A 14,702-nucleotide genomic window follows, 5' to 3' on the forward strand; every position below is an offset into this window, starting at 1 on the left:
AGCGTGTTTTTTCATTTTAGAGAGTATTTTATTTTGGTTAGCTTGATAGCGACATGAAAGGACCCCAATAAATAAAATCACTCCTATGAGATATGACTGTGAATTGATACTTTTTAAATGATATGGAGATTACTTATCTAATGATAAAGGGGGATTACGTGTATGGAAGTAACATTTACAGTAAGTAAATGGGATGAAAAACTAATCGATGATACTAGAAAAGATTTCCCTATTAATATTGCCCATGTTGAATATGATATTGATGGTGAATTAAAAGGAAAAGCTTTTGTTGAATACTTATTATATTATTTAGACTCAAATATAAATGATGGTCACTTGGCTACTGCTAAAATTTCTGGGTTTTTACACTTTGAAGGAATTTATAAGGGGCAACAAGGGACATTTACAGCTATAGAGCAAGGAATATTTGATAAAGGAAATCTAGATTCCCCAGGAACAATTATTAAAGCTACCGGTAACTTAGAAAATCTGAGAGGGTCCTATAATTATCAGTTTACAGGTCAAACTAGTAAACTGATTTTAGAGTTTGAATTTTAGCTAAATACCTTATAATTTAGTGGAAAGGACATTTCTTGTAATACTGGGAATGTCCTTTTTATTGACGAGCCTATTCAACTATTCTTCTATTAGTTAAGAGAGAACAGAGTATATTACATAACGTCTTATTATCAGTATTCAATGATACATAAAATTTTCGTTATGGGGGGAATTAAAAATCTAAGCCCGAGTGACATGGCCCCCCACCTATTCATTACTTTTTCTACTAACTAAAGAATAATCCCCGAAAAACTTCCCTTCAACACTTCCTTTTCCAGTTGATTCCTACATATAAACATCGCAATAATCTTTGTTCGATTTTTTTCATCGGGCTCAAATTGTTCAATGGTTACGTCACAACGAATCGTATCACCACTATAAACAGGGCGTAAAAATTCAAAATCCATCTTGCGCGCTAATACGTTATAATCACCGCCCACTTTCGTAGGCAGCGTTGATGTTAACAGCCCTTGTACAACAAATCTCCCCTGCTCATCTGGTGTAACATGATGAACACCTTCATCTTTAGATACTTCTGTAAATAAAACAACATCTTCTTTTGTAAAAGTTCGCTCAAAGGTGATTTTTTCGCCTACTTGCAATTTCATCGATACCCCTCCTCAAAAACACTTTTAACATAAGAAAAACCGAAACTATAATCATTTCGGTTTTTCAATCTAAAGAAGTCTATATTTACTTTAAAGAATGTACAAACAACCCGCTGCGCAGTTTCGGTTCAAACCACGTTGATTTTGGCGGCATAACTTCCCCTGCGTCTGCGATTGATAATAAAGCTTCCATTGATGTCGGATATAACGCGAATGCTGCTTTGTATTCACCGCTATTCACAAGACGTTCTAGTTCTTCTAATCCGCGGATTCCGCCGACGAAATCAATGCGTGAATCTGAGCGTGGATCATGTATTTCAAGCACCTGACTTACTAAATGATCTTGTAAAATAGATACATCTAAACGTCTGACAAGATCGTTCGCATCAAACGTTTCCTCTTTCACAGTGAGCTTATACCACTTCTCGTTTACATACATTCCAAATGATTTTGGCTCATTTGGTTTATACGGTGAAACCCCTGCTTCTTCCACATAAAAATATTGCGCAACTTGCTTTAAAAATTGCTCTACTGATAAGCCGTTTAAATCTTTCACAACCCGGTTATAGTCCCAAATTGATAATTCATCATGAGGGAATAAGACAGATAAGAAGAAATTAAATTCCTCTTCTCCTGTGTAATTCGGATATTGTTCTCTTCGCATTAGCCCTACTTTTGCAGCTGATGCAGAGCGGTGATGTCCATCTGCAATGTAAAGACTAGGAATATCTTCAAATGCGTTTACTAAATTTGCAATTACTTCTTCATCAGCTATTTTCCACGCAACATGCCTAACGCCATCTTCTGCTGTAAATTTATAGATTGGCGCATGTTCTTCTTTCCAGCTTGCAATGAAACGTTTCACTTCTCCTTTTGTACGATACGTTAAAAAGATTGGCCCCGTATTTGCGTCACACACATCTACGTGGCGAATACGATCAAGTTCTTTTTCATGACGCGTTCTTTCATGTTTTTTAATTGTATCATCTTCATACTCATCAATCGATGTACAAACGACAAGGCCTGACTGCGTTCTTCCTTGCATCGTCAGTTCATAAATGTAAAGTGCTGGCTCCTCATCTTGAACGAACACTTCTTCTTGTATAAATTGCTTTAAATTTTCACCCGCTTTTTCATATACGCGATCATCGTACGGTGAAAGTGCCGGGTCTAAATCAATTTCTGCTTTATCAACGTGTAAGAAAGAATATGGATTCCCTTTTACAACTTCTCTTGCCTCTTCACTATTTAATACGTCATACGGTAAAGCTGCTACTTGTGCTGCTTTACCTTCTACTGGACGAATAGCACGAAACGGTCGGATTTTTGCCAAGTTTCTCTCTCCTTTACACAATCATTCGAACGGCTACAACACCTGTGATTTTACTTATATTTTCCACAATATTCTCTTTCATTATATCATCAATTCCGTTATCAATATCAATCATTGTGTACGCCCAAGAATGTTTACTACGATTAATCATATCCGCAATATTAATATGATGTTCTGCTAAGCATCCTGTAATTTGTCCTACCATGTTCGGAACGTTTTGATGCATAATTGTAATTCGTTTTTTTCCAATGTACGGAAGCTCTACGTTTGGATAATTTACTGAATTACGAATATTACCTGTCTCTAAATATTCACGTAATTGACGTGCAGCCATTACTGCACAATTTTCTTCAGATTCAGACGTAGATGCACCAAGATGAGGCGTTGCTGTTACATTTTTCATCTTTATCACATTTTCATTTGGGAAATCTGTTACGTAATGTGTAATAATATCTTCTTCTAACGCTTTTTGAAGAGCTGTTTCATCTACAAGTTCTCCCCTAGAGAAATTGAATAGACGCATTCCTTTTTTCATCGTCTCTATAGCGTGTTCACCAATAATCCCCTTCGTTTGGTTCGTAAGAGGAATATGAAGTGTAATATAATCACACGTTGCAAAGATTTCATCTAGGCTAAACGCTCTTTGTACTTGCGTAGAAAGACGCCATGCTGTTTCAACTGATATATACGGGTCGTAGCCAACAACGTCCATCCCTAAAGATAACGCATCGTTCGCAACTAAAGCACCAATTGCGCCAAGACCGATAACACCTAAACGTTTCCCCGCAATTTCTGATCCAACGAATTGCTTCTTCCCTGCTTCAACAAGCTGTGGTACTTCTTCTCCATCCAACTCTTTCGTCCAGCTCACTCCGTTTATAATATTACGGGAAGACATAATAAGGCTTGCGATAATAAGCTCCTTCACTGCATTCGCATTAGCCCCTGGCGTATTAAATACTACAATCCCTTTTTCCGTACAACGCTCAACAGGAATATTATTTACACCGGCACCAGCTCTTGCAATCGCCTTTAAATCTTCTGAAAACTCTTCTTCATGTAAAGAATAGCTGCGAAGTAAAATACCATCTGGATGACCTACTTTGTCTCCAATTTCATAGCGATTCCCATCAAAAATTTGCAAACCCTTTTCGGCAATTTGATTTAACGTCTGAACACGAAACATATCCCCATCTCCCTATCTATTTTCAAGCTCAAATTCCTTCATATAGTCTACTAATTCTTGTACACCTTGGGTTGGCATCGCATTGTAAACACTAGCGCGCATACCACCGACTGAACGATGTCCCTTTAGCGTAACGAAACCGCGCTCTTTCGATTTTTGTAAAAACTGATTGTTAAGCTCCTCTGACGGTGTTGTAAACGGAATATTCATAAGTGACCGATACGTGGGATCAACTGGTGAAGTAAACAATTTAGATTCATCTAAAAAATTGTAAAGAAGTGAAGATTTCATTCTATTTTGTTCTTCAATCGCAGATACCCCGCCTTGTTCTTTCAACCACTCTAGTACAAGTTTTGCTACATAAATACTAAAGGTTGGCGGTGTATTATATAGGGAGTTATTTTTACTGTAAGTTTCATAGTTTAACATCGTAGGACAAGCACTATTTGCACTGCCAATTAAATCTCTTTTTATAATTACAATCGTTAAACCCGCTGGCCCTAAATTCTTTTGCGCACCCGCATATATGAGACCAAACTTCGTAACATCATATTGTTCTGATAAAATATTTGAGGACATATCCGCAACGAGCGGCACTCTTTCTAAATGTGGAATATCCACATATTTTGTCCCCTCAATTGTATTGTTCGTTGTAATATGTACATAATCTAGTTCTTCATCATTTGGTAAATCATCCATTTTAGGAATCGTAGTAAACTTCTCTTTTTCAGAAGAAGCAATCACTTGTACTTCTCCTACTTTTCCGGCTTCTTGCAGCGCCTTTTTAGACCATGAACCTGTCAGTACGTACCCAGCTTTTTTATACGTACTCATTAAATTTAACGGTATCATAGAAAATTGTAATGACGCACCGCCCTGTAAAAATAAAGCTTCATACTCATCAGGAATGTTCATTAATTCACGAAGTAAGCTACTTGCTTCATCAATAATACTTTGGAAATAAGAAGATCTATGGCTCATTTCCATAACAGACATGCCTGTCCCGTTATAATTTACAAGCTCCTTTTGCACTTTCTCTAAAACTGGCAAAGGGAGTATAGATGGTCCTGCTGAAAAATTATACACTCTCTCCATCACCCAGATAACCTCCCTATTTCTCATTTTTATTTTTTCTAAACTTTCTGAATTATAACCTATATACAATACACGGTCAATTTGTTTTCCGTTATTACGGTGCAAGACGCAATGGAATCGCTTGCATGTGCACCCTACTTTTTATAAACATACAAAAAAGCGTTAAGTACATAATCGTACTTAACACTCTAGTAATTAAGTATAATAGCTACTTACTCGTAAAGAACCGATCGAAAATTTGATAAATAGCTGAAAGACCAAAGAGCCAATAAATAGTATCCACAAGCGCCGGCATAGAACCAAACCATTTCTCAACTACATTATAATCTAACGCTACAAACAACCAATTCAAACCGCCAAGAATCACCAGTATTACTGTAAGGTATGACAAAAATTTCATTATGATTGCCCCCTAGGTGATAAGATGGTGAAAGGCCTTTCACTAAAATATATGTAATGGATTCTAAAACTTACCTATTTTATAAAATTTATTTTCGATACCAGCCATTAATAACTGTCTCTGCTTCTTTACTATGTATTTGATATGAATGATTACTATCATTAGATCCGATAAACCAAATTGAAAAACCTTTAAAATATGGCTTCGCTTCTAATACATCTCGGTAAGCACGCCACCCGTTAAGTTGTACATCTTTCGAAAACACATTCGTAACATCTGGGTTCCACGGGCTTTGTAGTCCAAGTTCACGTGCTGGCACATTAAATCCACCAAAATAAACTGGCTTTCCAGTTGTTTTATGTAATGTCTCAAGTTGCTGAACGACATTTTGGCCACGATTGTATACTGTCGTCGCAAATAAGCTTTGTTTTACTTCTTCGTATGATGGATTTCTTTTTCCTGAAACTTCAAACCAACTATCAATACTTACAATGTCCACCTTTTTTAAATACGGGCGATTTATTTTCTCTTTAAATTTCGCCTCATAAGAAGGATCAAAGCTTGCAGTTAACCACCAATTCATTTGATACAAAACATTTCCTTTATACTGCTGGCGAACAAAATTAATCGTATCATTCCAATACCCTTCTGCATATTCCATATTCACGAAATTAGAAGCGATTTTCAGCCCATAAATATTGTACTTACTTGTAATGGAATTAAAAATATCTTGTAAAACAACCGTTTTCCAATTCCAGAAGAAATCGTTAATATTACTAGGGTTCCACTCTGTTTCTCCAATATTCCCTTGCTGAATAAACGGAAACGGCTCCAATATAACTTGTATATTACGCTTTAATAATTCTTGAATTAAAATAATAGCTTGTTTCTTTTGCGCCTGATTAATTACCATATTAGCCGAATTCACATCCGAAATATCTACTTGAATAGGTACATTCACCGTATTTAAATTCAAGCGCTCTACATCTGCTAACACTTTCGCTACATTGCCTACTTCCCATACCGTTACGTTTCCTGATTTTATTTTTCCAGATTGAACAGTATTTACATCCGCCTGTATATTTCCCTGGAAACAAAAAGAAAACAACATGATACACACTCCTAAAATACTTATTAAACTCTTATTTTTCTTCACAAGTTTCCCCCTATAATTTTTGGCATTCTTGCTTATTCTATACAATTTTTCACATATATTCCATAAGAATATTTGATGAAATTTCATCAATAAAAATGCTATTCACCTTTTATCAATACCTTATTCATATTAACCTCCTAAAAATAGTAAGATAAATAAAAAAGGAGCGTATTTCCGCTCCTTTTCTATCTTTTCACAATGGAAGTTATTGAATATTTTTTGATAACCTAACCACATCTGTTTTTTTTTATAAATAAATTTTTATCTATATTCGCTTTTTGTTTGTATTACTTTTATTTACTTCATTATTTACCTTTGCAGTTAAGAATTCCTTTGTTCTTTTTTCAAAAATCACACCATCATACAAATAAATTCTTAACTGTGTACAAAGTAATAATTACTTCATGAATATTATAGCTATAATTAATTCTTTTAGTTAAAAAATAAAGAAGGGAGAGAGATACGTATATTATTCAAGTGTTCATTAAATCGGAATTTAACGAACACTTGAAAGAAGGGAAGTTAACCTCCCTCCTTATTACAGATATTGATTTTCTTGGATCCATGTTGTTTCCATATCCCCAGTAATCTTGTTCAAAGCTCGTTCAGCTACAGTAACTGTTTATGCTTTATATAAGGATAATCCTAAAAAAGTAATCGTAATTGAATTAGAGAAAACGGATGATGGTTGGAAAATTAGTAAATTATAAAAAACGGTCTAGAATTGTAGGCCGTTTTTTGTTTCCTCAATCTTCTTCTTCAAAATCACGTAGACTAGCAAGCAATTCTGAAAATGTTGAGCAAACAGGATATATTGCTTCCTCTATGTCTTCTTCCTCATGATCCCAGAATACGATTATTGGTGAATCAGTGTTGTTTCGATAATCAAAGCATAGAAGATTGCCGAATGGATCTCTAGCAAAAGGATATATTTTGTCAGGTAATCTATCTTTCGTACTATTATATGTTTCTAGAATTGAATATTTTCTATCAGAATCTAAGGTTAAAAGATTATTAAGTGAATTTTCATCTTGATTTGGAATGTTAAATGTATCTGGCGTTGGATATCCACCATCATATTTTTGTACACAATCAATAAAATCATTAGGAAATTTAATATTTAAGTATTGTTCTAATTGTTTAATTTGGTCATCTGTTACTCTTTTTTCATTTACATTAATCCATGTAATGTGACTCATGGCTAAGTACCTCCCTATTTATCGCTATCTTTTCCCCAAATTTTATATCCACCTGTATGACCAGTATCATGATGAGTCTGATAATCTACAAGTTGCATCCTTCCAGTGTCTTGATGATGATGCCATGTATAATGCTCTGGAGTTTTTCCCATTTTAAATAATTGAATTTCTTCATACGTAAATTTTAAAGCTAATTCAGGATTTTCCATTATTTGTTCATATAATGCCTTACTACACTTTCTAGACTGTGTTGTTCTAGACTTTTTGAAATCTGCCTCTTTTAACATTACCTCGCCTTTTGATTCAAAAATAGGAAATCCTTCAGCATCATACGGAATACCTGTAACAGGGTGCTTATCTCCTGCTAAGTCTCCTTTACGCAAACGAATCGTTTTTGGTCCATTTGCACCTTCATAAGTATACGTAGCTGCTTTCTGTAAATATTGTTGTGTACTACCATGAAAGATGATTACCAGCTTTAAATTCATAGTTATTTAATATGTGTAATGCATTTCTGTATGCCGGAGAATTAGTCACAAGTGATTTCCCTTTAGTAAACCCTGTAATAGCAGCCACCTTACCTGCTTGCCCTACTTTATCTAGACCTTTGCTACCAACAAAGCCTGTGAGTAGCGTAGTGACTGCGTAAGCTGCATAATGTTCTCTGCTTTCCAGATCTCCATTCCAAAAATTATTCATAAATGTATCTGATACAGTGTTCCATGCAGCAGGAATAGTCTCTCTATAGTTTACAATCGCATCTCGCATATTTAACCAAGTTTCTTTATCTCCTAAAGCTACGAATCCTTTCCATGCATCTACAACACCATCTACAAAACCAGTAGAAATACCAGTCCACGCAGCATTTAAATCCTTTTTATTGAAAAATGACTCTTCTGATTTTGGAGGGAGTTTTCCACACATGGCTCCTTCTTGAATATCAGAGTCAACTAAATTTCCGTCATACGATTCATCCGCTTCTCGGAATTTAACAGCTGCACGTTCTAATTCTACTGCGATTTTATCTAATTCTTGCAAAATGTTAAACATCATTGGTTTTGCTTCATTTCCTCATTAGAAAAATGAACTGCCCCCTTAAATAACCCTCGTTGTTATAAAAGACATCACGTTTTTATACTGATAGTATTATAAAATAAGCGGTTTATTAATTTTGCAATGAAATTCATTTTATAGACCCCTCTCTTTGTCAATAATTTATCTATTCAATGAAATTATATATTCAGATAGATAATTAATAATAAAAAAAATTTCCAAAAAATATATTTCGGTCATTATATAATTTTTGATATTCGATTGATAGTCATAAGAAAAACATAATAGGGTAACGCCACATGCTCATCAAGCGAAGTTAAAATTATATCCTCAAAATAAAAAAACGCTATACTTATTGTAAAAAATTTCAACTGGAGTACTGATGAAATCAGAAGGATTGAATCCATGCTTTAATTCAGTATCCGTTGTATTTCTTCCAGAAGTCCTTACTCCTCTTTTTACACAAAAACAGACTGTGGAGAAGATTTTTTCCACAGTCTGAAAAGAATCCATATATGTTTTTTTATTTATCACCTTAACTTACTGTAACCTATATTGTCCTGTTAATTGTTCTTCTGTCATTCGAACTAAGCGTTTTGTAATTTCTCCACCGACAGAACCATTTGCACGTGCTGATGTATCCGGTCCTAATGTGACTCCTAATTCACGAGCAATCACGTACTTCATCTGCTCAATAGTTATCAGCAGAAATAAGAATCTCATTTGTATTACTTTCATGTCTTTGAGCATCCATAATTGCGCCTCGTCATATTTCACTAATTGAATTTAAAACACATCCGTATGCTATTTAGTAAGATTTACTATTCGAGACGTAATTATTGCAGTAATTAAGATAATAATAGCAGTTATCAAGCCAGATTCTCCAATCCAAATCTCAGTTTGATATCCTGTACTTGCACGTGCGAAAGGTCCTTGAATAATGGCATTCCAAGTAGTATGGATGATAACCGAAGGCCAAACGCTACCTGTGATAAGTCGTAAATAAGCTGTAATATAACTGAATGGCACAATACAAAAATAGATGCCAAGTACTGAAAGAAGGACAGATGTTCCCTCTACATATAGGCCAGCAATAACAATTGGAACATGCCACGTTGCCCAGATCAATCCACTAATAAGGATGGGCCGTGAAAACTCTGCATCGACTAGCCTTGTGAGCATATAACCTCGCCAACCCATTTCTTCCCCCAAAACTGGGATTAAGTTAAGCAAACTTCCTAAAATGCCGCTCAATACTACTAGATAAATGAAACTGAATGGTGCCGTTAGATACTGAAGCCCAAGTATATTGTAGATTGGTTCTAACATACCACCTTCGGGATGCTGAAACCCCGCAATTCCGCTCAACCAGGCGATAGAATAAGTAATTCCACAAATAATCATAGGTATTAGCAGAGCAAAACCAATCCCCTTCCATATCTTTAAGTTACCGAGACTAAAAGATACATCTTTAAACCCTTCTTTCAGTATTATGCGAGTCAAAATAGAAGAAAATGCTGGGGTAAACATATATACCACAATAAGCGGCATACTTTTAGTAATTATTACTACTACATTTAGGATAATAGAAGTAATGATTAAGATACTCAGAAAGAGTTGAAGTCCTATTTTAGCACGTTGGATTTTATCTTTATTGTGGAACGATTTTGCGTGTAATATCATTGTAATCCGCCCTTCCCCTTTAATTCACTTGTTTATCGAATTTACTTCTTTTCATTTCCACAGACACAACTTAGAATAAAAATATTTTGGCATACAGATTAATTCATCTTTAAAATCCCTCCCAAATTTATAATCTAGTCTTACTTGCGACTCATCAATGTAATTATTATTTATAAGTTGTCATAGCCGATAGTACAAAAGTGTAATGATTAGTCTATGACCTGTGTCAATTAACCTTATGACAATATGTAACTAGAAAATATGATATGGGATAGATAACAATTGAATTAAGGCAATTGATTCGTGCAAGTACATGAATCAATCTCGCTTTTAAAAATAATTCAATTGAGGTGGAAAAAAATGAATAAGAAAAGAATAATTGCAATGGTTAGTACAGCTTTATTAGTTACAGGATGTGGAGAAGTAGGAAAGGCTCAAACAGTAGCAGTCGAAAATTCAGGTCAATCAATCCAAAAAAATATAGTTAAATCAATACAATCACAGGCTTACCCATTAAAAACGATAGAACCGTCAAAATCATTTGAGGATTTAAAACCACTTAAGAAAATGATTGGGAGTGCACAATATGTAGGATTAGGAGAGAATACTCATGGAAGCTCTGAAATTTTCACTATGAAGTTTCGACTTGTGAAATATTTAGTTACTGAGATGGGTTTTACAAATTTCACAATGGAAGAAGATTGGGGAAACGGCTTAAAGCTAAATGAATATATCCAAACAGGAAAAGGAAACCCTAGGGAATTTTTAAACTTGTTATATCCTACTGATGAAATTATAGCCATGATTGAGTGGATGAAAGATTATAATGCCGATCCATCCAATAAAAAAAAGATCCAATTTATTGGGCTCGACTTAAAGGAATTGGACCAAGGTTGCTTTAATAAAGTAATTGATTATGTAAGGCTGCATCGACCAGATTTGCTGGCAGAAGTAGAAGAAAATTATAAAGAATTGTCGGCTTTTAATGGAAGTACACAGGAATATATGGACCTTGCTCCTGAAATAAAAGAAAAGTTCAAAGCAAACGCTGAGAGAGTAGCTCGATTACTAAAAGATGAGAATAAACAAACCAACACAGAAATAGTTTCACCCGAGTACATCTGGGCGAAAGCAACAGCAAGTGCAATAGAGAAATTTACCACAATGCTAATTCCTAACGACTATCCAAGTATGTTAAAGCTACATGAGCAATACTTGGCCGATCATGCAATGTGGGCACAAGAGACATTGGGTGGTAAAACGATGGTATGGGGACACAATATTCATATTGCTAAAGGAATTATCGATGAGAAATTATACCCTTATGTTGCGGGGCAATTTTTGAAGGAACGTTTAGACACTAATTATGTCACAATTGGTAGTACAACTACGGAGGGGAATTTCACCTTATACAGCGAATATGATCCTTCTACTGGAGGTAAGATTACAACGGGTGCGATTCCACAAAATGTAAATAGTTTTAACTATACCCTCGGAAAAGTACCATATAACATGTTTTTATTGGATAACCGTCACCTTAAAGGACAAGCAGAGAAATGGGTTAAAACAAAAAGACCATTACTAAGTATAGGGGGACAAATATTCCCAAACGAATCGGCATACTTTGATAAATCATTGCTTGAGCAATTTGATATTATTTTTCACATTCGAAAAACAAGTCCATCTCATATTAAATAAAAGTACAAAACAATCCCGTTCTTGCATCTGCAAGAACGGGATTGTTTTATGGAGATTAATATAAGCATCTTTTTTAACCAGAAGTAGGTTACTCTCCCCTTTTTAACATCATTTAGAGATGTCATATGACACTTTTACACTAGTGAGAATGACAAAAAAAGCAATATAATTCGGTTATTACATAGATAGGAGCGATGAGCTTTATGAAATCAAGATTCATCCAGAATGGTTATTTTTTATTACTAACTTTCATTACAGGTTTGTTTTATTTTTGTTTTTATCTAATAGCTCTGCTATTCAGTTTCACCCTTTCATTTACGGTAGTTGGGATTCCATTAGTTATACGCGTACTACAAACTACCACACCCTTTATCCAATTCGAGCGCATACAAACGAAAATTTATACTGATATTTCGACAGAATCTTACGATAGAAGTGTAACAACGGATACATCGGACTGGGCGCAAATAAAATTAGGACTTACGGATCGCCACACCTGGTCTGCTGTCTTTTGGTTAATGCAGAAATTTGTGATTGGCATTTTCAGTCTCATTAGTGCAATCATTTTTTATGTAATGCCACTTATGTTCCTGTTAGCACCACTATTGTATCGATACATCGATATGAATATTATTTTCATACAGATAGATACTTTTCCCAAGTCACTCCTTGTAATGTCTATCGGTATAGTGTTTACCGCCATAAGTATTAAAATAGTAGATGGTTTAACGAAAAAATTTGGAGGTTATACACGCAGCATGATTCAGCAACTAAATCGATAGAAGTTTGTAGTCTACGAATAGTAGGCAGTTTAAACTTAAAAATATAACAATGTAAGAAGGATTATTCTATAATATAGGAAATGAGAAAGAAGGCTACTTAGGGGGTAAATAAATTGTTTGATATGGTTAAATATTGGTTTTGGTATGATTGGATTATGTTAGGAATCCGTCTACTTGTTAGTGTGTCTACCCTCCTAGCAACATTAAATTTCCAGGATGGTTTAACATTACCACTTTGGATTATTATTATTTGGGAAATTATTGCCTTCTCTATTCCATGGGTAGCCTTACTATTCAATTATAAATATTACTTATTCACAGAAATATTGCTATATGGTGGACTATGTATATTCTTAACCTCTTTATTTCCAGAAGCTTACAATATCTTTCTTATATCGGTATTTCTTATCGCAGCAAATAGTAAGCATTTGTCCTATTATTGGACAGCTCCAACAACAGTTTTTATAACAACTGGAATTTTCTATGCGGTTGCGCCAAGTAATAGCTATTGGGTTATGGTCACCTATTATGGATTCGCTTATGTAATGGGATTCGCCTTTCATTTATTAATCGTCAATCATAAGCAAAATGAAGCAATTCGTAAACAAAACGCAGTACTTGAGCAATATATGTCTCAGATTGAACGCATAACACTGGCAGAGGAACGAAACAGACTGTCGGGTGAGCTTCATGATACAGTTGGTCACGCTTATACTTCTATTATTATGGGGATGGAAACGTTGCGCACCGAACTTGCTACTGAAATGGGTATACAGAGGCTAGATTCTCTGCTTGAAATGGGACGTAAAAGCATCGAGGACGTGAGAGGTTACCTACATCAAATGGAGTCTCCGTGTCAATCGCCCTCCTTAATTCAATCTCTACAAAATCTTGGAGCCGAATTTCAGGAGCACGCTCAGGTTACTGTAAGTTTTCGGGCATACGGAGAGGAATATCAATTGTCTCGGCAAGCGAAGATAGCGTTCGTTCGTTGCTTACAAGAATCTCTTACAAATGCAGTACGTCATGGTCAGGGGACTGAAATTATAGTTTCATTGCAGTTTGAACAACAATATACGAGGTTAGAAGTTCAAGATAATGGAAAAGGAAATGTAGAATGGCAGGAAGGCTTCGGTATGAATGCGATGAAAGAACGGGCAATGAATTTGCAAGGTCAATTGTCTGTATATACAAAGCCAGAGGAAGGAATGCTTGTTACATGTACCATACCGCGACAAACTGAAATAAAAGATGGACTTATTCGTTTGTTAATTGTAGACGACCAGCCATTTGTTCGGGAAAGTTTGAGGACACTACTCGATAGATATGAAGATTTAAATGTAGTCGGTTTGGCTGAGGATGGCAATCAAGCCATCGATTTGTGTGGGCGCCTTCAACCCCACGTTATACTTATGGATTTAGATATGCAGCACATGGATGGAGTCGAAGCAACCAAAAAGATTAAGCAACAATGGCCACATATCCGCGTATTGATTTTTACAACTTTTCAGGATACCGAACAGGCGTTGGAATCACTTCGCAACGGTGCGGATGGTTTTTTACTCAAATCTATTGAAACATTGGAGCTAGCTAATACGATCCGACTTATTCACAAAGGTGGGACACTGATTGATCAGGGAATGTCTCACAAAATATTTGAGAAGTTTGATGAGCAAATCGAGACACCACAATCAAAAGCAACTGCTTATGAGCTAACAGCTAGAGAGATAGAAATATTGCAGCTAGTAGCAAAAGGACTTCGATACACTACCATAGCATCAAGGTTATATTTATCGAATGGTACGGTCAGAAATTATGCTTCCACAGCTTATACAAAGCTAGGAGTCCGTAACAAAGAAGAAGCTGTTCAAAAGGCTCTAGAAATTGGAATTATTGAATAACAAAATGTTTTGCGGTATATATCAATGAGTAACAAAAAAACAGAACGCTT

At 35.3% G+C, this 14,702-nt stretch carries 12 protein-coding genes and 3 pseudogenes; 5 read left to right on the top strand and 10 right to left on the bottom strand.

Annotated features, from left to right (window positions below; all coding sequences use genetic code 11):
• Positions 1–162: 162 nt before the first annotated feature.
• Positions 163–558, top strand: a complete 396-nt coding sequence (locus tag MR066_RS03480; protein ID WP_000454079.1) for a DUF3224 domain-containing protein — start codon at positions 163–165, stop codon at positions 556–558.
• Between the two features lie 230 nt (positions 559–788).
• Here the strand turns inward: MR066_RS03480 and MR066_RS03485 are convergent, their stop codons facing one another.
• The 6 genes from MR066_RS03485 to MR066_RS03510 form a co-directional block, all read right to left on the bottom strand.
• A complete protein-coding gene (locus tag MR066_RS03485; protein WP_242246011.1) occupies positions 789–1,166 on the bottom strand; it encodes a hotdog family protein in 378 nt (125 codons plus the stop codon).
• An 85-nt stretch (positions 1,167–1,251) separates the two neighbouring features.
• A complete protein-coding gene (locus MR066_RS03490) occupies positions 1,252–2,499 on the bottom strand; it encodes a DUF1015 domain-containing protein (protein ID WP_242246012.1) in 1,248 nt (415 codons plus the stop codon).
• 13 nt (positions 2,500–2,512) lie between these two features.
• On the bottom strand, positions 2,513–3,685 hold the full coding sequence (locus tag MR066_RS03495; RefSeq protein ID WP_149190685.1) for a 3-phosphoglycerate dehydrogenase family protein: 1,173 nt from the start codon (positions 3,683–3,685) through the stop codon (positions 2,513–2,515).
• Positions 3,686–3,697: 12 nt separating this feature from the next.
• Positions 3,698–4,780, bottom strand: a complete 1,083-nt coding sequence (serC, locus tag MR066_RS03500) for a 3-phosphoserine/phosphohydroxythreonine transaminase (protein ID WP_242246013.1) — start codon at positions 4,778–4,780, stop codon at positions 3,698–3,700.
• 208 nt (positions 4,781–4,988) lie between these two features.
• Positions 4,989–5,180 carry a DUF378 domain-containing protein gene (locus MR066_RS03505; RefSeq protein ID WP_002084566.1) on the bottom strand — a complete coding sequence of 64 codons (192 nt, stop codon included), beginning with the start codon at positions 5,178–5,180 and terminating at the stop codon, positions 4,989–4,991.
• Positions 5,181–5,268: 88 nt separating this feature from the next.
• Positions 5,269–6,336: a glycoside hydrolase family 113 gene (locus MR066_RS03510; protein WP_016120498.1), complete on the bottom strand. Its 1,068-nt coding sequence runs from the start codon at positions 6,334–6,336 to the stop codon at positions 5,269–5,271.
• Between the two features lie 596 nt (positions 6,337–6,932).
• On the opposite strand from MR066_RS03510, the pseudogene MR066_RS03515 reads away from it, so the two are divergent.
• Positions 6,933–7,046 (top strand): annotated as a pseudogene (locus MR066_RS03515) (DUF4878 domain-containing protein); the annotation flags it as partial.
• A 36-nt stretch (positions 7,047–7,082) separates the two neighbouring features.
• On the opposite strand, the gene MR066_RS03520 reads toward MR066_RS03515, so the two are convergent.
• From MR066_RS03520 to MR066_RS03535, 4 genes and pseudogenes are all read right to left on the bottom strand, one after another.
• On the bottom strand, positions 7,083–7,535 hold the full coding sequence (locus MR066_RS03520) for an SMI1/KNR4 family protein (protein ID WP_061688622.1): 453 nt from the start codon (positions 7,533–7,535) through the stop codon (positions 7,083–7,085).
• 14 nt (positions 7,536–7,549) lie between these two features.
• Positions 7,550–8,588, bottom strand: a pseudogene (locus MR066_RS03525) (HNH endonuclease).
• Between the two features lie 540 nt (positions 8,589–9,128).
• A pseudogene (locus tag MR066_RS03530) lies at positions 9,129–9,342 on the bottom strand (small, acid-soluble spore protein, alpha/beta type).
• Between the two features lie 50 nt (positions 9,343–9,392).
• The gene (locus MR066_RS03535; RefSeq protein ID WP_061688624.1) at positions 9,393–10,271 is read right to left on the bottom strand and encodes a CPBP family intramembrane glutamic endopeptidase; all 879 of its coding nucleotides are present in this window, start codon (positions 10,269–10,271) and stop codon (positions 9,393–9,395) included.
• Between the two features lie 360 nt (positions 10,272–10,631).
• Here MR066_RS03535 and MR066_RS03540 point away from each other — a divergent pair, with 360 nt between their 5' ends.
• From MR066_RS03540 to MR066_RS03550, 3 genes are all read left to right on the top strand, one after another.
• Entirely contained in the window at positions 10,632–11,969 is a 1,338-nt protein-coding gene (locus tag MR066_RS03540) for an erythromycin esterase family protein (RefSeq protein ID WP_242246014.1), read from the top strand.
• A gap of 203 nt (positions 11,970–12,172) precedes the next feature.
• Entirely contained in the window at positions 12,173–12,751 is a 579-nt protein-coding gene (locus MR066_RS03545; protein ID WP_061688626.1) for a sensor domain-containing protein, read from the top strand.
• 113 nt (positions 12,752–12,864) lie between these two features.
• Positions 12,865–14,652, top strand: coding sequence for a helix-turn-helix transcriptional regulator (locus tag MR066_RS03550; RefSeq protein ID WP_002084561.1), 1,788 nt, complete (start codon positions 12,865–12,867; stop codon positions 14,650–14,652).
• The last annotated feature ends 50 nt before the right edge of the window (positions 14,653–14,702 follow it).

The sequence above is a fragment of the Bacillus cereus group sp. BfR-BA-01523 genome (assembly GCF_022662615.1).
Lineage (GTDB): Bacteria > Bacillota > Bacilli > Bacillales > Bacillaceae_G > Bacillus_A > Bacillus_A mycoides.